The sequence below is a fragment of the Arthrobacter parietis genome (assembly GCF_039530425.1).
Lineage (GTDB): Bacteria > Actinomycetota > Actinomycetes > Actinomycetales > Micrococcaceae > Arthrobacter_D > Arthrobacter_D parietis.
Genome location: NZ_BAAAON010000003.1, coordinates 211,095 through 230,335, shown reverse-complemented (window position 1 = coordinate 230,335; position 19,241 = coordinate 211,095). Strand labels below are relative to the sequence as shown.

At 63.7% G+C, this 19,241-nt stretch carries 20 protein-coding genes; 11 read left to right on the top strand and 9 right to left on the bottom strand.

Annotated features, from left to right (window positions below; all coding sequences use genetic code 11):
- Nucleotides 1–32 precede the first annotated feature (32 nt).
- Entirely contained in the window at nt 33–1,250 is a 1,218-nt protein-coding gene (locus ABFX19_RS13230; protein WP_346028539.1) for a hypothetical protein, read from the bottom strand.
- 64 nt (nt 1,251–1,314) lie between these two features.
- Between ABFX19_RS13230 and ABFX19_RS13225 the strand changes: the two genes are divergently transcribed.
- Genes ABFX19_RS13225 through ABFX19_RS13215 form a run of 3 tightly spaced genes read left to right on the top strand, consistent with a single transcriptional unit; the run spans nt 1,315 to nt 3,815 of the window.
- Complete coding sequence (locus ABFX19_RS13225) at nt 1,315–1,767, top strand: DoxX family protein (protein ID WP_346028538.1); 453 nt, start codon at nt 1,315–1,317, stop codon at nt 1,765–1,767.
- 21 nt (nt 1,768–1,788) lie between these two features.
- A complete protein-coding gene (locus tag ABFX19_RS13220; protein WP_346028537.1) occupies nt 1,789–2,778 on the top strand; it encodes an AEC family transporter in 990 nt (329 codons plus the stop codon).
- A 17-nt stretch (nt 2,779–2,795) separates the two neighbouring features.
- Nucleotides 2,796–3,815, top strand: coding sequence for a threonine ammonia-lyase (locus tag ABFX19_RS13215; RefSeq protein ID WP_346028536.1), 1,020 nt, complete (start codon nt 2,796–2,798; stop codon nt 3,813–3,815).
- Here the strand turns inward: ABFX19_RS13215 and ABFX19_RS13210 are convergent.
- Nucleotides 3,812–4,366: a hypothetical protein gene (locus ABFX19_RS13210; RefSeq protein WP_346028535.1), complete on the bottom strand. Its 555-nt coding sequence runs from the start codon at nt 4,364–4,366 to the stop codon at nt 3,812–3,814. The genes ABFX19_RS13215 and ABFX19_RS13210 overlap by 4 nt on opposite strands.
- 26 nt (nt 4,367–4,392) lie before the next feature.
- Nucleotides 4,393–4,884, bottom strand: coding sequence for an FBP domain-containing protein (locus ABFX19_RS13205; protein ID WP_346028534.1), 492 nt, complete (start codon nt 4,882–4,884; stop codon nt 4,393–4,395).
- A 329-nt stretch (nt 4,885–5,213) separates the two neighbouring features.
- On the opposite strand from ABFX19_RS13205, the gene ABFX19_RS13200 reads away from it, so the two are divergent.
- From ABFX19_RS13200 to ABFX19_RS13190, 3 genes are read left to right on the top strand one after another with little or no spacing between them, the layout of a single operon-like run.
- The gene (locus ABFX19_RS13200) at nt 5,214–7,232 is read left to right on the top strand and encodes a beta-galactosidase (RefSeq protein WP_346028533.1); all 2,019 of its coding nucleotides are present in this window, start codon (nt 5,214–5,216) and stop codon (nt 7,230–7,232) included.
- Between the two features lie 5 nt (nt 7,233–7,237).
- Nucleotides 7,238–9,637: a glycoside hydrolase family 95 protein gene (locus ABFX19_RS13195; RefSeq protein WP_346028532.1), complete on the top strand. Its 2,400-nt coding sequence runs from the start codon at nt 7,238–7,240 to the stop codon at nt 9,635–9,637.
- On the top strand, nt 9,634–11,106 hold the full coding sequence (locus tag ABFX19_RS13190) for a GH1 family beta-glucosidase (protein WP_428831040.1): 1,473 nt from the start codon (nt 9,634–9,636) through the stop codon (nt 11,104–11,106). Before ABFX19_RS13195 ends, ABFX19_RS13190 begins: the two co-directional genes overlap by 4 nt.
- Before the next feature lie 196 nt (nt 11,107–11,302).
- Here the strand turns inward: ABFX19_RS13190 and ABFX19_RS13185 are convergent, their stop codons facing one another.
- The gene (locus tag ABFX19_RS13185) at nt 11,303–11,902 is read right to left on the bottom strand and encodes a TetR family transcriptional regulator (protein WP_346028531.1); all 600 of its coding nucleotides are present in this window, start codon (nt 11,900–11,902) and stop codon (nt 11,303–11,305) included.
- A 96-nt stretch (nt 11,903–11,998) separates the two neighbouring features.
- Between ABFX19_RS13185 and ABFX19_RS13180 the strand changes: the two genes are divergently transcribed.
- From ABFX19_RS13180 to ABFX19_RS13170, 3 genes are read left to right on the top strand one after another with little or no spacing between them, the layout of a single operon-like run.
- The gene (locus ABFX19_RS13180; RefSeq protein WP_346028530.1) at nt 11,999–12,631 is read left to right on the top strand and encodes a hypothetical protein; all 633 of its coding nucleotides are present in this window, start codon (nt 11,999–12,001) and stop codon (nt 12,629–12,631) included.
- Between the two features lie 22 nt (nt 12,632–12,653).
- Nucleotides 12,654–13,595: a CPBP family intramembrane glutamic endopeptidase gene (locus ABFX19_RS13175; RefSeq protein WP_346028529.1), complete on the top strand. Its 942-nt coding sequence runs from the start codon at nt 12,654–12,656 to the stop codon at nt 13,593–13,595.
- A 49-nt stretch (nt 13,596–13,644) separates the two neighbouring features.
- The gene (locus ABFX19_RS13170) at nt 13,645–14,118 is read left to right on the top strand and encodes a GNAT family N-acetyltransferase (RefSeq protein WP_346028528.1); all 474 of its coding nucleotides are present in this window, start codon (nt 13,645–13,647) and stop codon (nt 14,116–14,118) included.
- 111 nt (nt 14,119–14,229) lie between these two features.
- On the opposite strand, the gene ABFX19_RS13165 is transcribed toward ABFX19_RS13170, so the two are convergent.
- The 4 genes from ABFX19_RS13165 to ABFX19_RS13150 all read right to left on the bottom strand — a co-directional run bounded on the left by ABFX19_RS13165 (nt 14,230) and on the right by ABFX19_RS13150 (nt 15,708).
- Nucleotides 14,230–14,508 carry a putative quinol monooxygenase gene (locus ABFX19_RS13165; RefSeq protein WP_346028527.1) on the bottom strand — a complete coding sequence of 93 codons (279 nt, stop codon included), beginning with the start codon at nt 14,506–14,508 and terminating at the stop codon, nt 14,230–14,232.
- 101 nt (nt 14,509–14,609) lie between these two features.
- Nucleotides 14,610–14,876, bottom strand: coding sequence for an Asp23/Gls24 family envelope stress response protein (locus tag ABFX19_RS13160; RefSeq protein ID WP_346028526.1), 267 nt, complete (start codon nt 14,874–14,876; stop codon nt 14,610–14,612).
- Between the two features lie 99 nt (nt 14,877–14,975).
- On the bottom strand, nt 14,976–15,230 hold the full coding sequence (locus ABFX19_RS13155) for a DUF3072 domain-containing protein (protein ID WP_056549063.1): 255 nt from the start codon (nt 15,228–15,230) through the stop codon (nt 14,976–14,978).
- A gap of 22 nt (nt 15,231–15,252) precedes the next feature.
- Nucleotides 15,253–15,708 carry a hypothetical protein gene (locus tag ABFX19_RS13150; RefSeq protein WP_346028525.1) on the bottom strand — a complete coding sequence of 152 codons (456 nt, stop codon included), beginning with the start codon at nt 15,706–15,708 and terminating at the stop codon, nt 15,253–15,255.
- Nucleotides 15,709–15,796: 88 nt separating this feature from the next.
- Between ABFX19_RS13150 and ABFX19_RS13145 the strand changes: the two genes are divergently transcribed.
- A complete protein-coding gene (locus ABFX19_RS13145) occupies nt 15,797–17,053 on the top strand; it encodes an MFS transporter (protein WP_346028524.1) in 1,257 nt (418 codons plus the stop codon).
- Nucleotides 17,054–17,095: 42 nt separating this feature from the next.
- Here the strand turns inward: ABFX19_RS13145 and ABFX19_RS13140 are convergent, their stop codons facing one another.
- Nucleotides 17,096–17,839 (bottom strand): FadR/GntR family transcriptional regulator, encoded by a 744-nt coding sequence (locus tag ABFX19_RS13140; RefSeq protein WP_346028523.1) that lies wholly within the window; start codon nt 17,837–17,839, stop codon nt 17,096–17,098.
- Nucleotides 17,840–17,990: 151 nt separating this feature from the next.
- On the opposite strand from ABFX19_RS13140, the gene ABFX19_RS13135 reads away from it, so the two are divergent.
- Nucleotides 17,991–19,241 (top strand): ABC transporter substrate-binding protein (locus tag ABFX19_RS13135; protein WP_346028522.1); only part of this gene is annotated, 1,251 nt, incomplete at its 3' end.

The following is a 19,241-nucleotide window of genomic DNA, read 5'->3' as shown; positions in this document are numbered from 1 at the left end:
GGGGAGCAGTGCTGTGCTGAGACGTGCCGGCGCTAACGGACTCTGATGTTCGATGGTTTTCCCGCAACGTTCCTGGGCTTCAGCCCGGCCTGTTCCGCCTGCAGCATGCACCACTTGCGCGGCTGCATGCCCACGAGCTTCTGAAGGGACCCGTGCTGGTTTTTGACTAGCGGAGACGCGAGACTGCCGAACAACGAGACATTGATTCCCGCAGGGCCGTGCAGTTGGGGGTCGGCGAGCGCCGCTAACCACGCTTGGGCGAGTGCCTTTGTGGCTTTCTCCCTGCTGCCATTCACATGCGCCAGCCGCGGAGCAAGATGCGTGCGCATACGCTCATGGTCGGTGACCTTCACGACCGGCTTCTTAGGGGCAGCAACTGCCGGCTGAACCTTTGAAAGGCTCCCCGCCGAGAGCATGGTCGGTGATCCCAACGCGGGTTTTGCCTCGGCGGCTCCCTCCGCAGCAAGCATCAGGTGTGCCAACTCGCGGTGAAGCTTCGCCATCTCACGATGGATCTCACTGATCCGGATGATGACGGCGGCGCGAGAGGCGGGTGGCTTCGCCGGGGTTGGCCCCAGCTTTGCCTCCACTTCAGCTGACATACTGCAGCGGAAGAGCGCGCATAGCGCGCGCGCCAGCTCCAGCCGCGCGCCGTCGTCGTCGTTCAGTAGTAGGGGCGAGGGGCTCGGCAGAGTCTGCACTGCCGATGCAAGTGCAGAAAGCGCTCCGTGAACGCGACCGAATTGCAGCCGCTCTATGTCAGTGGCTTCGCCTATCTGCGGCGAGTAAACGCATTGAGCGATCTTGGCCTGTGCATGCCCGGTGAAGTGTTTAGGAAGGATCGATCGTTCGATTACCCTGCGTACCGCACGTTGTTGTTTGGTGACCTGTTCGATCGCATTGGGCACAGCGGAGCCGTCTGCGAGTACCCACGGCTCCCCAACGTCCGCCGCTACCGCCACCGACTTCGGAAACCTCTTCCACTCGCTCAGCATCAGGCAGCCGGTGCGGGTGTTATAGAAGAACCAGTCGATCTCGGCGACCGGGTACCCCGGCGCCTCCACCCGGCAGTTGGCGAACGCCCAGACGTCGTCGTCAAGCAGGGAATGCAAGCGGGTGACATCACGGTCGGCAGGACGATGCGCGGCCGAATTGGTGGAAGGAAAGTACAGCAACGTCGGGCCTTCGTGGGTGCCGGGGATGGTGAAGGCACCCCACCGCCCCCAACCAGCCGCGCAAATGCGCTGCACTCATCCTAATCGAGGAAACCCGTACCCAGCAGAACCCGGTGCCGGTCCCGTTAGGCTGAACGGAATGGCCGCAACCCCAACCCCACTCCGCACATCCTTTCCCCGAAGCATCGCCCGCATACTGCTCGGAGCAATCCTCCTGGCAGCAGGCACCGCCCACTTGACGGTCGCCCGCTCCGAATTCGCAGCGCAGGTGCCGTCCTGGTTTCCCCTGCCCACCGACGTCGTTGTGGTGGGGTCAGGCATCGTCGAGATTCTCCTCGGTGCTGCACTGATTCTCCTTCCGCGGTACAGGGTTCTCGTCGGTTGGATCGTCGCCGCGTTCTTCATTGCCATCTTCCCCGGCAATATCGCCCAGTACGTTGAGGGTGTAGACGCCTTCGGTCTGGACACCGACCGCGCACGGCTCATCCGCCTCTTCTTCCAGCCGCTGCTGGTGCTATGGGCGCTGTGGTCCACCGGTGCATGGCGCGACCGCCGATTGCTACGCTCCTCAGGTGAGCACCAACGCCACTAACGGCATGAGGCAAAGACCGCGATGGGACGTGGCGTCATCGACATAGACGTGGTCATCGCGCTCATCGGAGCCGTTATTCTCATCGGCCTGGGCTCGATCTTCCGACACTCCTTCATCACCGGCCCGGAATTCTGGTCCGGACTGGAAAAGCTTGTCTACTTCGTGTTGCTGCCGGCACTGCTGGTGACCGGCCTCGCCGGAGCCGACTTCGCATCCATTGAACCCGGTCCCATGGTGCTTGTCCTGACAGCATCTGCGACCTTCTCTGCACTGCTCGCCTATGCCGCCCGCCGGCCTGCCACCGGCAGGGACGGCCCGGCCTTCACCTCGGTGTTCCAGGGAACCGTCCGCTTCAACACCTATATAGGAGTGACGACGGCGGCAGCCCTCTTTGGATCCAACGGCATCGCTATCGCAGCGCTCGCCAACGCGGTCCTCATTCCGTTCGGAAACCTCGCCTCAACCATCGCGCTCGCACACTACGGACACCACCGGCTCCGCGGCTCCGCATTGATCCTGGCGGTATTCGGCAACCCGCTGATTCTCGCGTGCGCCGTAGGACTCGCCGCAAACCTCATCGGTTCCGCACCGGGCATGGGGGACTTCCTGAGCGCACCGGGGCCGGCTGTCGTCGTACAGCTCATTACCGCGGTGCTGGGACTTCTCGGGGGAGCGGCACTTCCCATCGGCCTCTTCTGCGTTGGAGCAGGACTGCGGGGGCGTGCTTTTCCCCGCGAATCCCTGCGGCCCGTGGCTGCCGCCCTCCTGCTTCGCTTCGTTCCGGTGCCGGCAGCCACCCTGGGGCTCTGTGTCCTGCTGGGATTCACCGGCCCAGCCGCCGTCGTCTGTGTGGTTTTTCAGTCACTCCCGACGGCAACGAGTTCCTACGTCTTTGCCCGGCGCCTGGGCGGAGACGCCGCGCTCATGGCCCAGATCACCGCCGCCCAGACCGCCCTCTCCGGCGTAGTGCTACCGGCCTGGATCCTCATCGCGCTGACGGTACTGCTGTAGGTCGCTAGGATCGATCCATGAGTATCAGCGAAGCCGCAACAAGCGAAGCGGCAGAGACCACGCTCGTCACCCTCAGCGACATCGAAGCCGCTGCTGAACGCATCAGTGACCTGGTTCTCCGTACACCGATCATCCAGCTGCCGCACCCGCAGCGCCCGGATGAGGTACTCCACTGCAAGGCCGAGTCCCTCCAGCCCACCAGTGCCTTCAAGCTGCGCGGCGCCTACAACACCATTGCTCAGGTGCTGGATCATGCCCGCGAACACGGCATCGTCGCCCAATCCTCCGGCAACCACGCCCGCGCCGTCGCCTGGCTGGCACACCGGCTCAACCTGCGCGCCGTGATCGTCATGCCGGACGCCGCGCCGCTCCCCAAGATCGAGGCAGTCCGCGCGCTCGGCGCCGAGGTGGAGATAGTGCCTTCCGCCCTGCGTGACGTCCGCGCCCACGAGCTCGTCGCTCAACACGGGTACGTCCACGTGCCGCCCTATGACGATCCCCGCATCATCGCAGGCCAGGGAACTGTGGGCCTCGAGATCATGCAGCAGCTGCCCAACGTCGACACCGTCCTGGTCCCCGTTTCCGGCGGCGGACTCATTTCCGGTATTGCGACGGCGGTCAAGGCCCTCAATCCCGGAACCCGAGTGATCGGGGTGGAGCCGGAACTCGCCGCTGACGCCGCCCAGAGCTTCCGCGAAGGACGCCGCATCACCTGGGAGCAGGAACTCACGTACCGCACCGTTGCCGACGGCCTCCGCACACCCGCGCTCGGTGTCCACCCGTGGGAGCACGTCAAGCGCTACGTCGACGACGTCATCACCGTCACTGAAGAACAAATCCTCGCCGCTATGCGCCACCTCACCCTCGCCGGCAGACTCGTGGTTGAACCGTCCGGTGCCGTAGCCACTGCCGCCTGGATGCATGACCTCGTGCCGTCCGGAAACACCCAGAAGGACGGCGGCACAACGGCCGCCGTCGTCTCCGGCGGATCAGTGGATCCCGCCCTCCTGGCCAAGGTACTGCAGCAGGCGGGCTAGAGCCGTTCGAGGAATGCGGCGAGGATATCCACCCAAACCTGCCGGGCGGCGTCGTTCGCTTCAGGGGAGGGAAGGCCCATCTGCGTCGCCACGATCGACGCCGTACCGTTCTTCTTCGGCTCGCTGGTGACGAGGACAGCTGAGCCGTCCGTAGCCTTGGCGCGCCAGCTCATGCGACGCTCCGTGCCGCTGATCCGCGGCGGCTCGGCGAGGAGTCCCTGCATCGTGTTATCCGCGGCCGCGAATTCCGACCAGCGTTGCATGAGCACTTCCACGCCAAGCGCGGTGGACCTGCTCACGCTCAACTGGAACGTGCCGTCCGAGCGCTGGCCGGGAAGGCGCCGCCCGATGTGCTGCTCGTAGGTGACCGCCACGGACTGCGCCCACCAGCCGGCCTGCTCCATGGAGCCCTCAAGTTCCTCATACACCTTCGAAGCGATGTCCTTATGGCTGAAGTCCGTTCCGCCGGCGCCGCTCAGTAACGTAACCCACTCTTCCCACGGGCGCTTGGTGGCACGCTCGATCGACGCAATCCTGGGGTTTTCTGCCATTCCCGAATCCTGCCATGCACCGCCGACTATTCGGCCACTCTTGCCAGAAACTTACGGATTCTCACGTTCAGCTCCTCTACCTGCCGCTTCACGACGACGGCGGGATCCGGGTTGATTTCGTTGACCGGCGGCGCCTTGCGTACGTTGGCAGAACAGATGAAGTCGGCGCAGATCAGCGTGCCGACGGTGTTGCCATTCCTGCCTGACTGGCCGGCGCGTTTGGCCACCCAGAGCAGGACGTCCTCCTTGGAGAACACATCACGGCAGATCTCGCACAGTACCGAACGGTTTTTCTTTGGTCCGCCCTCCGGCGCTCGCAGGAGGGCGCCGGTGATCCCGGTTTCAGTGGGAACGATGAGATAACCGCGGAGCGGCATTTTTCCGTCACGCCACCCGAGGAAGTCGAGCTTGTCCCACTCGAGCGAGTCGAAGTTCGCTGGGAGATTGAGTTTGGCCATTTCGGAGCGGGTTGCATTGATGAACGATGACCGGATGTCGCGGTCGCTGGTTTTTTGCATAATGGATCGCCTTACAGATGGGTGTTCGAGGGCGTGACACAGTGGCCCTCCACCTGCGCGGGTTCGGCAGGGAAGGGCTAGTCGCGTTCCTCACAGCTGGCCACAGCGGCCGCCTCGCTTCCAATGGCCGCGCTGACCGGAGCGGTTAGCAGCATGTCCATTCCCTTGGATCCGTCGTCGAATTTCTCAGTTTCCTACCGTTGCATCTTCGCAAAGTGACGCGCCAGGGGCAACGCAGACACAAGGGTGTTGCGCGTCACGTCACCGCGCCATACAGTTGTCGAAGCGCTTCGACAATGTCGCCTCAAACTCGCTCAAGGACCGCCTTCATGCCCACTGACCAGCCCTTCCCGAAAGCCGATGAGCTCGTCTTCGGCGGCGACTACAACCCGGAACAGTGGCCTGAATCGGTGTGGCAGGAAGACATTCGCCTGATGCGGAAAGCACATGTCAATCGGGTGACGGTCGGCGTCTTCTCGTGGTCTTCCATCGAACCGCGGGAAGGTCACTACGAGTTCGGCTGGCTCGACAAGGTCATGGATCTGATGGCGGAGAACGGCATCGGTGTTGTCCTGGCCACACCCACGGCCTCGCCGCCGCCCTGGTTTTCCCTGGCACACCCGGAAGCCCTGCCGGTCACTGCGGACGGTGTGCGGCTGATCCATGGAAGCCGGGACACCTACAACCCGGCGGCTCCTGCCTACCGTGCCGCAGCCAAACGCGTCACCACAGCCCTCGCCGAGCGCTACTCTGCCCATCCGGCGTTGCGGATGTGGCACCTCCACAACGAGTACGGCACGGTGTCCTACGGTCCTGAGACGGATACGGCATTCCGTGGATGGCTACGTGGGAAGTACGAGACCCTGAGACAGCTGAACACCACCTGGAACACCGCGTTCTGGTCCCAGGGCTACAGCGAGTGGGAAGAGATCTTTGCTCCCCAGGCCACCCAGTACCTACCCAACCCGTCCCACCTGCTGGACTTCAGGCGATTCTCGGCTGACCTCCTGAGGGACTGCCTGCGTGACCAGGTGGACATAGTCCGAGGCATCCGCCCTGACGTTCCCGTCACCACCAACTTCATGCTCCCCAGCTGGAACCACTACGACCAGTGGGACTTCGCCGCGGAGATCGACGACGTCTCCGTTGACCACTACCCGGACACCCCAGGCATCGAGGGGAACATCCAGGTTGCCTTCGGCAGTGACCTCGCCCGCTCCTTCAACGCCGGCCGCCCATGGGTACTGATGGAACAGGCCACCACCATGGTCTACAACTACGCCCAAGGGCGGATCCTCGCACGGGACCCAGGCTCGCTGCTGTTCAGCACGCTTCAATATCTGGCCCGCGGCTCCACCGGATCCCTGTTTTTCCAGTGGCGGTCGCCGCGCGCGGGCGCGGAGTTCTTCCACTCGCCGATGGTTCCGCACGTCGGCGAAAACTCCCGTACATTCCGCGAAATCGTAGAACTCGGCACCACGCTGTCTACCCTGCACGAACTTGCACAGGCCCCGGTTGCCGGGCGTCGGGTGAACCAGAACCGGGTGGCCATCGTCTGGGACTCCGCTGCGTGGTGGTCGACGGACACGAGTGCATTGCCGTCCACCGACGTCGCTTTCCTGCCCGCAGTGAAGGCTGTCCACCGTGCGCTCTGGCTGCTCGGAGTCAACGTTGACTTTGTCCGGCTCGATCAGGACCTCAGCGGCTACAACCTTGTCCTGGTGCCCAGCAAGCTGGCTGCCTCGGACGCCGAAGCGGAAACACTGCGAGGCTACGTCGCCGACGGCGGACACACCGCCATCTGGTACTTCTCGGGCAGCACGGATGAGAACCTCAACGTCCGGTCAGGCGGCTTCTCCGGAGCGTTTGCGGAGCTCCTCGGCATCCGCGTTGAGGAACACTTCCCGCAGCTTGCCGCCACCGCACTGAAACTCAGTGACGGATCCTCCGCAGACTGTTGGGCCGAAGCGGTGGAGCTCGCCGGTGCCGCCAGCATCGCAAACTTCACGGAGTACCCGCTCGCTGGCCGCCCCGCGGTTACACAGCATGCGTGGGGTTCCGGCACTGCTCACTACATCGCCACCCGGCTCGGCGAAGACGCGCTGCGCGACCACCTGCACCGCATCCTGAACGACGCCGGCGTCCACCCGGATCATCCGGCCGCCGGTTACGGTCTTGAGGCGGTCCGCCGTTACGCCGGCGACTCCAGCTACCTGTTCCTCCTCAACCATTCAGCGGAGACGGCGGAGATTGACGTGCACGGTCACGACCTCCTCAGCGATACCCCGCTGGACGGGCCCACCGCCCTTCCTCCGGGTGTTGCGCTGATCGTGCGGGAAGTGCGCTGACTACGGTGGCCGACGTCTTCTACACCAGTCCGGCAGCCACCTGGCTCGACGGCCTGCCCCTGGGCAACGGCCGGCTCGGCGCGATGGTGCTTGCCGGCGATTCGACTACCCGCCTGCAGATCAATGACAGCACCGCCTGGTCAGGCAGCCCGGCCAGCGAGCACCGGCGTGGCCGTATCTCCGCCGGGCCGGCCGCCACCGCGCTCGCCGACGCCCGGAGCGCCATTGTGGACGGGCGGCCGGTTGACGCCGAGCGGATTCTCGAGCAGCTGCAGTCCGGCTACTCCCAGTCATACCTGCCGTTCGCTGACATCACCCTCCAGCTGCACGACGGCTTACGGCTGCAGGAGCGCAGACTGTCCCTGGCCGACGCTACCCACCGCACTCTCGCGGATGGACCCGGCGGCAGCGTCACACAGGACACCTTCATCAGCGCCGTTGATGGAGTACTCGTGCACCGGTTGAGCTCCGGCAGCCCTGTGAGCGTCACCATCGCCGTCTCCACCCCGCTTCGGGAAACCGGCCGTACCAACCGGCGCAACGGCGTCGTACTGGAACTGAAGCTGCCCGCCGATGTGGCGCCCGGCCACGAACCCGACGAGCCGGCACTGCAATGGGAAATAGACGGCGTCGGTCCGCTGGAGGGGACGCTGTGCCTGGCGGCGCGCCACGATGGCTCAACTGCCCAGAACGACGACGGAGCAACAGTATTCACGGCGGTCACCGAGTTGCTCCTCGTGGTTGCCACCGGGACCACCTTCACGGCCATCGGCCGGGAGCCGGAAGGCTCGGCTGCGACGTGCGCAGAAGCGGCACACCGCTGTGCGTATACAGCGATCGAGAAGGGCTGGGACGCACTGCTCGCCGACCACATACGTGCACACCGGGAGCTGTTCGACCGGGTGTCCGTCACGCTCACGCCCGGCCCGGACGCACTGCCGGATCGCGAGCACGTCCCCACCGATATGCGCCTGGAACAGGCGAACGCACACCCAGCGGGCGTGCTGACCGCCGACCCGGCACTGGTTGCCCTGCTCTTCGACTACGGGCGGTACCTGCTCATCGCTTCGTCCCGGCCGGGCTCCCTCCCGGCCACCCTGCAGGGGATCTGGAACGAGGACCTGCGTCCGCCGTGGTCGTCCAACTACACGCTGAACATCAACGCGCAGATGAACTACTGGGGAGCGGAAGTCACAGGGCTGTCCGAGTGCCACGAGCCGCTCCTGGAACTGACCGAAGCCTTGGCCGAACGAGGGCGGGATACCGCCGCCACCCTGTATGGAGCCCGAGGCTGGACGGCTCACCACAATTCCGATGCGTGGGCGTTCAGCTCCCCGACTGCCGGCCAGGCGAGCTGGTCCCAGTGGCCTCTGGCTGGCGCATGGCTGATCCGCCAGCTCGATGAGATGCGCCGTTTCGGCTCCGCCACCCCGGAGCAACTCGAGCGGCTCTGGAACCTGGCGGTCGGTGCCGCCGAATTCGCCTGCGACTGGTTGATTGACGACGGCGGCGTCCACCTGAATACCCGACCGTCCACATCACCCGAAAACTGCTACCTCAGCGCCCAGGGCAGGGCCGCGGTTGCAACCTCCAGTGCGATGGACAGGACGCTGATCACCGAACTCTTCGAGACTGTGCTGGCTCTGGCTGACGCGGTTGGCCAGCCGCACCACCCGATTGTGGCGGAAGTACAGGCGGCACTGCCGCGCATCGCTCCGCCGGCCGTGGGCGCGGACGGCCGAATCCTCGAATGGGTTACCCCCGAGGTGGAGGCTGAGCCTACGCACCGGCACCTGTCGCACCTGTTCTTCGCCTATCCCGGAAACGGCCCGACGCCGGAACTCACCGACGCGCTCGCCCTCTCCCTCGATCGCCGCGGTGATGATTCCACCGGGTGGTCGCTCATCTGGAAGGCATGCCTCCGGGCGCGGCTGAAGCAAAGCGAGAAGGTGGCGGACCTCCTTCGCCTGATGTTCCGTCCGGCAGCCGAAGCAAACGGTCCGCACGCCGGCGGGCTTTACCCCAATCTGTTCGCCGCTCATCCGCCGTTCCAGCTCGACGGGAACCTCGGCTTCGTGGGGGCCCTGGCTGAGATGCTCGTGCAAAGTCATGCGGGAATCATCGAACTCCTGCCTGCGCTCCCGGCCGAGCTGCCCAGCGGCAGCGTCCGAGGCCTCATCGCCAGGCCGGGAATCGCCGTCGACCTGGACTGGGAGAACGGCGTGATCCGCGAAGCCGCCTTGACGCCCCGGCGTGCCGTGGCCGCAGGGGAGTATCTCGTCCAGCTGGGGGACCGCATCGAACTTGTCACGCTCGCTTTCGGCCGGCGCACAGTCCTCACCGACCTCGATTCACCTAACACGACTAGCATGCCAATCAAAGGAAAGGCATCGCTGACGTCATGACCCAACACCTCGAAGAAAGAGACACCCGCACCATGGGAGATCCCGACTACCGCGACACCGGCCTCGAATTCCCGGCGGGGTTCGTCTTCGGTTCAGCCACAGCCTCGTACCAGATCGAGGGCGCACACGACGCCGACGGTCGCGGGCCCTCCATCTGGGACACCTTCAGCCACACCGAGGGCAAGGTCTTCAACGGTGACACCGGTGACGTCGCCTGCGACCACTACAACCGGTTGGACGAGGACCTCGATCTCATGCAGGACCTCGGGCTGGAGTCCTATCGCTTCTCCATCGCCTGGCCGCGGATTCAGCCCACCGGCCGGGGACCGGCCAACGAGGCGGGTCTGGCCTTCTATGAACGCCTGGTCGACGGGCTGCTGGCCCGCGGTATCAAGCCCATCGTCACCCTCTACCACTGGGACCTGCCGCAGGCACTCGAGGACGACGGCGGTTGGACCAGCCGCGCAACGGCCCTCGCCTTCGGAGACTACGCCCGCATCGTAGGTGAGCGGCTCGGGAACAGGGTCGCCTTGTGGACCACCCTGAACGAACCGTGGTGCAGCGCCTATCTCGGTTACGGCTCCGGCGCGCATGCACCGGGACGGACGGAATCCGCCGCTGCACTCGCCGCCGTGCACCATCTCAACCTGGCCCACGGTCTCGCCGTCTCGGCTCTGCGTGAGGTGGTGACCAACAATCCCGACTTCGCGATTACCCTCAACCTCCATGTGTTCCGCCCGGACGGCGAGACCGGCCCCGAGGCAGTACGCCGCGTGGACGGCCTGGCGAACCGGCTCTTCCTTGACCCCGTGCTGAACGGCTCCTACCCCCAGGACGTTCTGGACGACACAGCGGAGATCACTGACTGGTCCTTCGTTCAGGATGGCGACCTGGAGCTTATCCGACAGCCACTGGACGTCCTCGGGGTCAACTACTACTCCACCAACCGGGTGCGGATGTGGGACGGGGAGGGCCAGAAGGAATCCTCCGATGGCCACGGTGCCGCCACCGGAACGGCCTGGCCCGGTGCGGAAAACGTGGAGTTCCTGCAGCAGCCCGGACCGTACACGGACATGGGGTGGAACATCGACCCCTCCGGACTCGAGGACCTGCTCGTCTCACTCCATGAGCAGTTCCCTGAGCTGCCGCTGATGATCACCGAAAACGGTGCGGCTTTCCCCGACACGGTGGAAGTTGACGCGGACGGAGCGAGGCGAATCCACGACGTCGACCGCATCGATTACCTACGCCGCCACTTCACTGCCGCTCACCGTGCAGTGGCCCGCGGCGTGGATCTGCGCGGCTACCAGGTGTGGTCGCTGATGGACAACTTCGAGTGGGGCTACGGCTACTCCAAACGCTTCGGGATTGTGCACGTCGATTACGACACTTTCGAGCGGACGCCGAAAGACAGCTCGCGCTGGTATGCGCAGCTCATCCGGGACCGGCGTATCCCGCCGGTGGACTGATCCACGAAGAAGAGGCAGGTTCCGGCGAATCTGCCTTCCTTTCGAGCTTGGGTTTAGGCGCTGGCGGTTCCGGCTTGCCGGGATGCGCGGGTGCGGAGAGCGCCGGTTTCGGACCCTCAAGCACTGAGGACTAGTCGCCTCGACCCTGAACCGACCTGCACAGCAGCCTTGTAGGGAAGATTGTTCAGGACATGGTCTATGCGGTCGTCGCGGCGTGAATGGCTAGGCGGAGAGTTTCCGTTTCCGTCTCGATCCGCAACGGTTCGGCGGGCAGAGCGCGCTCCGTCATGAGCCCGGTGAGAACGGTAGCAAGGAACCTTGCTCTCTGCTCAATCCCACCTGCAGGGATGGCGCCATCCTCGACCAGAACGGCTAGCCACCGTTCGATGCGGTAGCGACCCATCCGCTCAAGAGCACGGTACGTGGCCGCTTCGTCATCGGACGGGGGTGATACCACGTATGCGTCGTAGAGAGCACCCCACTGCTGTCGGGCGCGCTCGCCGACGCCCACTTGCGCGAGCATCAATCGTAAGCACGCGAGAAGGCGCTCAGCCGGTGTCAGCGCTTGATCGTTAATCGGGTCGTCCGGAATGTCGAGGACGTTCATGCCCGCGACGACGGTATCGAGGAGCTCGCGCTGCGTCGGGAAAAAGTGCCGTAGCGACCCGGTGCTCACCTGTGCGCGAGCCGCTACCGCGCGCACACTCAGCCGAGCGGTTGGATCCTCGCCGAGCATCGTCGCCGCGGCGATCAAGATCTTGTCGCGCGTGCCTGGTTCTTTCGCCTGATCGTTCATGTCTGCTCCTTCGCGAGACAGCCTTCTATTACAGTGTGCTAGCTTATCTCTTGGCTGACTATTACGCTGTACTAGTTCTGAGCGAGGAGTCGAGAAATGGGTATCAGACGCCGTCGGGTTCGAACAGGATCCGGTGAACCGCTGCGCCGTTACCGCTGGTGGCAGATGTTCGGCAGATCCCTGCGTTCGATCGAGTTGGACTCGTCCGATGGCACGAGGTTGACCTACTCCGTTGATGTTCGCCATGCCGGAGACATGACCGACGGCGAGATCCGCGCGCGACTCTACGTTGACGGCTCGCTGCGGTCATACGCGAAGCTACCGACCCGGTTCGAGGTGCCGGACGGTCATATCGAGGTCGCAATCAACGGTTTCGGACTCAAACGCTGCCACTATGTGCGCGCAGACGGAACCGAGCAGCAACTCTCTCCTGACCCCGCTTCCGCAGAAGGACGTCGTGCCCGGTTCCATCACCGATACCCCGGTACGAGTCGCGCCATCGAGGCCATCTCCACCGCGCTCGTCATCGTCGGCTTGGGCGTCGAAGTGCCGCAAATCATCGGATCTCTTTCCCAGATCCCTCTCGTCGCCGACTCCATCGGAACCTTCACTTCGCCGATACAACTCCCCATCCAAGCCAACCTGTTCATCGGACTTGCCGCTGTCATCGGGAGTATGGAGCGAGCGCTGCGGATGCGATCGAGCTGGATCGACGAACTTGCCAGCTGAAACCCCACGAAAGGAACCTACTGTGCAGCACACCACCCTGAATTGGCTTGGCGAGCAGGATGCTCCCACGACGATTCCTCGCGTTCCGCCCACCGTCGAATATCACCGCGTCTATGCGGGAGAAAAACGCCGAATTCTCCGCGGCATCTTTGCCATCATCCTGCTACTCGCCGGGCTCGTCGGCTTCGCGCAACTGTCCTTGACGGGGGCACGCTTCATCGACACGGAACTCCTTGGGCGGACGGGCTCCTCGCCCCTTCAGCACGCCGCCGGCGCCCTCTCCCTTGCCGCGCTCATCCCCTATAGCATGCTGCTACAGCGCCTGCTCTACGGAATTCCGTTCCGCTCGCTGCACTCCGTGACCGGGCGCTTCCGATTCGGCATCTTCAGTCGGGCGTTGCTCGTCTTCGGCCCCCTGGTGGTCATCACTGTGTCGTTGGCATCCCTCATGATGCCCAGTCCGCCGGCCGCTTGGACGATGATCGATCTCATCGCTTACTTCGTGATCGGTACGCTCCTCACACCACTTGCAGCAGCAGGCGAAGAATACGGCTTCCGTGGCTTTATGTTCCGCGTCGTGGGTGGATGGTCCCGCAGCGCACGCCTCGGAACCGTCATCGGCATCATCATCCCGACCGTCTTCTTCTCCCTTTTCCACGGCTCACTTGACCCCTACATCCTCACCTCGTACTTGGTGCTGTTCGGATCGATGGCGGTCATAACCTGGCGCACCGGAGGACTCGAGACCGCTGTCGTCCTCCACGGCCTCTACAACATCACCGGACTCGTGCTCGCCACAACGCTTCACGTCGATGTGGCCGGTCAACTTAACAGCCGGGCAGATGCCACAGGCTCGATAACCCTCCTCATCCCAAGCGCCGCATTCGTTCTCATCACCGGCATCATCTGGTGGAAGACACGCAAACCAGGGCCCGCCCGCACGCCCGGCAGCCCGGCGAGGTGAGCACGAGCCATCGCCTCATCATTGATCGAAAATCCGGCAAGCTAGAGGAATGGATCTTCCACTCATTGTGCGTCAATGTACGGACCAAGACCTGCTCGCGCTCACGGAAGAAGAACCGGCCGGCGCGGGGGTTGCCCGCAGGATGCTGCAACGTCAGCGTGATGGACGAGTGTTTTTTGCCGCAGCGTGGCAAGGACCAGTACCACTTGGGACGGTGGTCTTGGATCTTCACGCAACTTATTCGCCCGAAATGAAGAATCTCTTCGTGAATCCAACCCGAAGAGGTGAGGGCGTAGGAACAGCCCTCTGCGATTGGCTTGAGGCGAAGGCCAGAACTGTTGGATTCGATCACATCTACCTGGGAGTAGGCAAAGACAACGACCGGGCGCGCGGCTTGTATATCCGCTTGGGATACCGATCGATCGGAGAGTCAACATCCTGTACGTATAACTACGTTGATGAGGACGGCTCAACCAAGACGGCGACCGAACTATCCGACTACTACAAGAAACCTCTGTGCTGAATACGGGGCGATATCAGCGGTACGGTTCTCATCTGCATCTCTTGAGCAATCCTCCTGCGGGTGGAGTTCACAGGAGCCGAGGTTCAGTGATCTGAGCCGAGTTTTGCTCGGTTACAAACCCTCAATCTCGTAGCGTCGAGCAATATCAGCGGTTGCCCTGCCCCAGGCGCTCCCGCTGACTCTTTGCTGGTGGGCGCGGAATGAGGCGGCGTCTTGAAATTGTTCGTCAACCTGCCACACCAACGGGTTCCCAGTAACGTTCACTTCGAAGGAAAGACAGCCCTGCTCAGCGCGCGTTAGCTCGATGTGCAAAGGAAGCAACTGGGCAACGATCGCCGCCTGGTCTTTGTTGCTGCAGACGAGTTGGCCGCTCAGGAAGACGTTGCTCACAGGGCCATCATTGCACCGCTGAATACATGGTCTTGCAACGTCCGGTGAAGCAGCGGTTCGTGATCCTGAATCACGTCCCTGAGGATGAACGGACTCGAGCATCAGGAGCCTTTGTTATAGGAACCTTCATGGCGGTTCTCATTGCTAGCCACCCGCCCTGCGAAGACGGTCATTGCACAGCTGAACAGGAAACTAAGGGCGAACAAGCCCAGTCCGCTGACCACCGCAACGATATAGCTGCCAGGCTGGGAGACGGTGTCAATGACCGGTTCCTGGTAGTACCAGATGGTGTACCAAGCCTGCAGACCGAAGAATCCGATGAGTGCCGTGAGCAGCCATGATGCGACTGCTAATTGCCAAGCCTTCATGCTTTCCCCCGATGCCCTGCGTTGCGATAAGCCTAGCGTGACAGTAGGTATGCCGCAGTTGGGTCGCGCAGGTTGCCCTAGTTCGGCATCCGGCCGGCGCTACCCGCCGGTCTGCGCCTCGTCAGATCCGCCACCGACGCGTCCGCTGGATTTCTGCAGCCGGTCGATGTGCTCCGACGCCTGCGCCTTGGTGATGTCCGCGGGGATTTCCTCCCCGGCTTCCCGCGCGAGCGTATCCAGGTAGCTGCGCTGGGCATCCGTCATCGGTTCATCTCCGGTGACCCACTCCTCAGGGTCACGTGCAAAACCGCCCTGCGGCTCCGGCGTCGGGCTTCCCAAAGTTTCATCAGACATAAGTGCTCCTTCAGTGTTGGTTCTACTGGTTGGCTTCCGGGGGCAGCGCCTCATGGTGAGCGCGGCCATGCGTCCGGCGGTCTTCCTTCATTTCCGCCTCAAACAGGTGCCGTTTCCCCTCCACAAGCTCATCGCGCGCACGCTTTTCGATCGCCTTGAACTCTGCGTAATAGTTGTCGTCATAGTCCTCCACGATCTGGAACGTCCACCGCCCCTCGATGACATTCCTCCCCAGGACATCCCGGTTCACTTCCTCGGCGAGGCTCTCATGTCCCGCCTTCCGCAGCAGGTCAACTGCCTCGCCCAAAGCGAGATCCGCCGTTCCCGTCAACCGATGGAATCCATACAGCAGCCCCCGCGCATGTTCCACTACTTCAAGCGCTTCCGAGAGCTTCCCGAGCGCCTCCACCGTCTTGTCTGTTGCCGATTCGGGCCGCTGGTGATTGTTGTCCGGCCCATCCGATCCTGAGATAGTCATACTGCTTACCATATACAGCAGCACCCCCGGTTGGGCAGATCCCAGCCTTCCACTATGCTCACGGCCGACACGCGAATACCCTGAGTCCATGCCCACCTCCAGCAGGACTCCGGCCGGCAACAGTACGACGACGGCGCCCGATCTTCCTGCCATCCAGCGCCACACCGTCCGGGTCCTTATTGCGGCTCAAATCCTCGGCGGAATCGGCATGGGCTCCGTTCTCTCGATCGGCGCTGTCATGGCCGCCGAACTGTCCGGATCCGAGGCGCTCTCCGGCACGGCTGCCACCCTGAGCACCCTAGGAGCGGCAGCCAGCGCCATCCCGCTGGCACGGCTGGCGCAGCGGCTCGGCCGGCGTGCAGCCCTGACCACCGGAGCGTTCATCGCTGCCTCGGGATCACTCACCGTTATCGGTGCGGCCGCCCTCGGATCGTTTCCGCTGCTGCTCCTGGCCTTCGCGCTGCTCGGGGTCGGCACCGCAGTCAACCTGCAGTCCCGCTTCGCTGCGACCGACGTGGCAAGTCCCGAGCACCGCGGGCGGGACCTGTCGCTGGTGGTCTGGTTCACCACCGTCGGAGCAGTGCTGGGCCCCAACCTCATCGGACCAGGCGAGGTGGTCGCCGAAACGCTTGGCATGCCCGAGCTGACGGGACCATTCCTCATCGCCGTTGGTGCGCAGCTTGCAGCAGCGATCGTCTATCTGATCGCCCTGCGGCCGGATCCTTACCTCATCAGCCGGGCAACGCCGTCGGACCCGAAAGACGACGCGCCCGGCATGGTGCGCGGCAGGGGAGCCCTGATCTTCGCCATCGGATCGATTGCGGCCAGCCACGCAGTCATGGTCTCCGTGATGTCAATGACGCCGGTCCACCTGGTGAACCACGGCGTGACGCTCACCATTGTCGGGCTCACCATCAGTCTCCATATCGCCGGCATGTACGCACTTTCACCGGTGTTCGGCTGGCTGAGCGACCGGGTTGGCCGCGTGGGTACCATCCTGATCGGCCAGGCACTGTTCGCGGTTGCGCTGGTCACCGTGGCCTTCGGCGAAGATGACCCTGTGCTCGTGACCATCGGCCTGATTCTGCTCGGCCTAGGCTGGAGCGCCTCCACAGTCTCCGGCTCGGCACTGGTCGCGGACCTCGTCACCGGAGCGGCCCGCGCACGCATCCAGGGCCGCACCGATCTCAGCATGAATCTCGCCGGTGCGTTCGGGGGAGCGGCGTCCGGTCTGGTGCTGTCGATGGTCGGCTACTCCGGACTTGCGTGGTCAGCGGGGTTGCTGGTGCTGCTCATCGTTGCCGGAGCAACGACGATGCGAACCGCCCGCCCGCTCTCCGCCTGAGCGGCAAATAACATCCGCTGAAGCAGGAGCAACAAACAGCCTCTACGTGTGCGCCGCCTCGTCCCAGAGGGTGCTCATCTCGGTCATGGCGCGCTCCATGATGGCGAGCATGGCTGCGTGCGCGTCAACGGCATTGCCGCGCTGAATGGCGCTGGCCACATCGACGTGCATCTGCAGTGCTTCCTCATGCGGATGGTCCGGCATCATTCCGTAGTGCGTCCGCCCGGTCAGCACTTCCGCAACCAGCGAGTTGAGCTTGCCGAACATCTCATTACCTGAACTTGAGAGCACCAGGTGGTGGAACTGGATATCGAGTTTCAGGAACAGTTCCGTGTCGCCATCCTGGCCCGCCGCCCACAGCTTCCCGGCGAGGCCCATCAGCTCGCTGGCATCCGCCAGCGGCGCGCGCATCGCTGCGAGGCGCGCGGCCTGGGGCTCGACGGCGGTACGCAGCTCGGTCAGCGACCGCAACTGCGCCACCCGGCCGGGTGAGGCTAGGCGCCAGCGGATCACCTGGGGATCGTAGAGATTCCATTCGGTGGCCGGGAGGACCTGCACGCCGACCCGGCGGCGGGATTGCACCATGCCCATTGAGGCCAGCACTCGCAGCACCTCCCGGATCACCGAGCGGGAGACGCCGTAGCGTTCCTCCAGCTCTTCGATCCGCATGATGCTGCCGCTCTGCCACTCGCCTGCGCCGATAGCCAGTCCCATCTGATCGATCACCGAGGCGTGCAGGCCTGAGAATACTGCGACATCGGGAGACTCGGTTTCGGCGGGTGGCATGGAGGAAGCGTACCAACAGCATCCCAATCACTCAGATAGGTTGCATAAGTATGATCTTTCTCACTACACTCGAGCTATACAGCAGATGTTTCAGCATCTACTCCAGCCCGCGTACAGCGGACGTCCCTCAATGAAGAGAAGTGGAGACACAGTGCAGCGCACAATCCTGCGAAAAGCCGGTATTACGGCAGCAATCGCAATGTTCGCCGGCGGATCACTGGCCGCCTGCGGCGGCAGCGGCGGAGACGCGGAGGCGGGTTCGGACACCCTGCGGGTCACTCTCGCCAACCACGTCTGGACCGAGCAGATCATCGAGGCCATCCCCGAGTTCGAGGAAGAGACCGGACTGACGGTCGAGGTCACCCAGTTGGGTGAGGATCAGCTCTCAGCCCAGTACAACGTTCAGCTCAATGCCGGTACTGACGAAATCGACGTCATGATGTACCGCCCCCTCCAGGAGGGCAAGCTGTTCGCCCAGAACGGCTACCTCGCGGACCTGACTGACCGCGTGCAGTCCAACCCTGAGTGGGAGTGGTCCGACTTCCAGCAGGGCCCGGTGGATTCCACCACGTTCGAAGACAAGGTTGTCGGTGTCCCCACCATCACCGAGCGTGAGGTGCTCTATTACCGCACCGACCTCCTGGAGCAGGCCGGCCTGGAAGTTCCGCAGACCCTCGAGGAGCTTGAGGCCGCTGCCAAGAAAATCAACGAAGAGAACCCCGACGTCGCAGGCTTCGTTGCCCGTACCGGCAAGTCCCCGGCCGTCACCCAGTTCTCCAGCTTCCTGTACGGCTTCGGCGGCGACTTCATCGATGATGAGGGTAACTCCGCCGTCGCCAGCCCCGAAGCCAAAGAGGCCTACGCCTACTACGGCCGCATGATCAACGAATACGGACCGGAGAATGTCAGCACCGACATGAGCTGGCCCGAGGCAATGGCCATCTTCACCCAGGGTGGTGCCGCGTTCTACACCGAGGCTGACAGCCTCTACCAGAACGCCACTGACCCGGCCAACTCGCAGGTTGCGGACAAGGTCGGCTTCGCGCCGATGCCCGCCGGCCCCGCCGGCTCGAAGCCCTACAACGTTCCTTCGTGGGGCCTCGGCATCAATGAAGCATCGAAGAACCAGGACAACGCCTGGAAGTTCGTCGAGTGGGCCACCAGCAAGGACATGGTCCTGCAGATCCAGAAGGAAGGCGTTCCGGGCCCCCGCAAGTCGGTCTGGTCAAACCCTGAAGGGACCGCGACCTACCCTGAGGATCTGGCAGCAGCCATCGAGGTCAGCGCCGAGAACGGCGTAGGCCACGACCGCCCGCTGGTCATCAATGTCGGTGAAGCCCGCGAGATCGTCGGCGACCCGATCGTCGTCGGAATCACCGGTGGCGAGGTTGACGCCGCTGCC

Bases quoted from the DNA above. Each gene is read 5' to 3' on its own strand.
- ABFX19_RS13220 (WP_346028537.1), top strand. From the start codon at position 1,789: ATGGGACGTGGCGTCATCGACATAGACGTGGTCATCGCGCTCATCGGA.
- ABFX19_RS13185 (WP_346028531.1), bottom strand. From the start codon at position 11,902: ATGAACGATCAGGCGAAAGAACCAGGCACGCGCGACAAGATCTTGATC.
- ABFX19_RS13225 (WP_346028538.1), top strand. From the start codon at position 1,315: ATGGCCGCAACCCCAACCCCACTCCGCACATCCTTTCCCCGAAGCATC.
- ABFX19_RS13170 (WP_346028528.1), top strand. From the start codon at position 13,645: ATGGATCTTCCACTCATTGTGCGTCAATGTACGGACCAAGACCTGCTC.
- ABFX19_RS13200 (WP_346028533.1), top strand. From the start codon at position 5,214: ATGCCCACTGACCAGCCCTTCCCGAAAGCCGATGAGCTCGTCTTCGGC.
- ABFX19_RS13210 (WP_346028535.1), bottom strand. From the start codon at position 4,366: ATGGCAGAAAACCCCAGGATTGCGTCGATCGAGCGTGCCACCAAGCGC.
- ABFX19_RS13140 (WP_346028523.1), bottom strand. From the start codon at position 17,839: ATGCCACCCGCCGAAACCGAGTCTCCCGATGTCGCAGTATTCTCAGGC.
- ABFX19_RS13205 (WP_346028534.1), bottom strand. From the start codon at position 4,884: ATGCAAAAAACCAGCGACCGCGACATCCGGTCATCGTTCATCAATGCA.
- ABFX19_RS13145 (WP_346028524.1), top strand. From the start codon at position 15,797: ATGCCCACCTCCAGCAGGACTCCGGCCGGCAACAGTACGACGACGGCG.
- ABFX19_RS13215 (WP_346028536.1), top strand. From the start codon at position 2,796: ATGAGTATCAGCGAAGCCGCAACAAGCGAAGCGGCAGAGACCACGCTC.
- ABFX19_RS13180 (WP_346028530.1), top strand. From the start codon at position 11,999: ATGGGTATCAGACGCCGTCGGGTTCGAACAGGATCCGGTGAACCGCTG.
- ABFX19_RS13190 (WP_428831040.1), top strand. From the start codon at position 9,634: ATGACCCAACACCTCGAAGAAAGAGACACCCGCACCATGGGAGATCCC.
- ABFX19_RS13150 (WP_346028525.1), bottom strand. From the start codon at position 15,708: ATGACTATCTCAGGATCGGATGGGCCGGACAACAATCACCAGCGGCCC.
- ABFX19_RS13155 (WP_056549063.1), bottom strand. From the start codon at position 15,230: ATGTCTGATGAAACTTTGGGAAGCCCGACGCCGGAGCCGCAGGGCGGT.
- ABFX19_RS13160 (WP_346028526.1), bottom strand. From the start codon at position 14,876: ATGAAGGCTTGGCAATTAGCAGTCGCATCATGGCTGCTCACGGCACTC.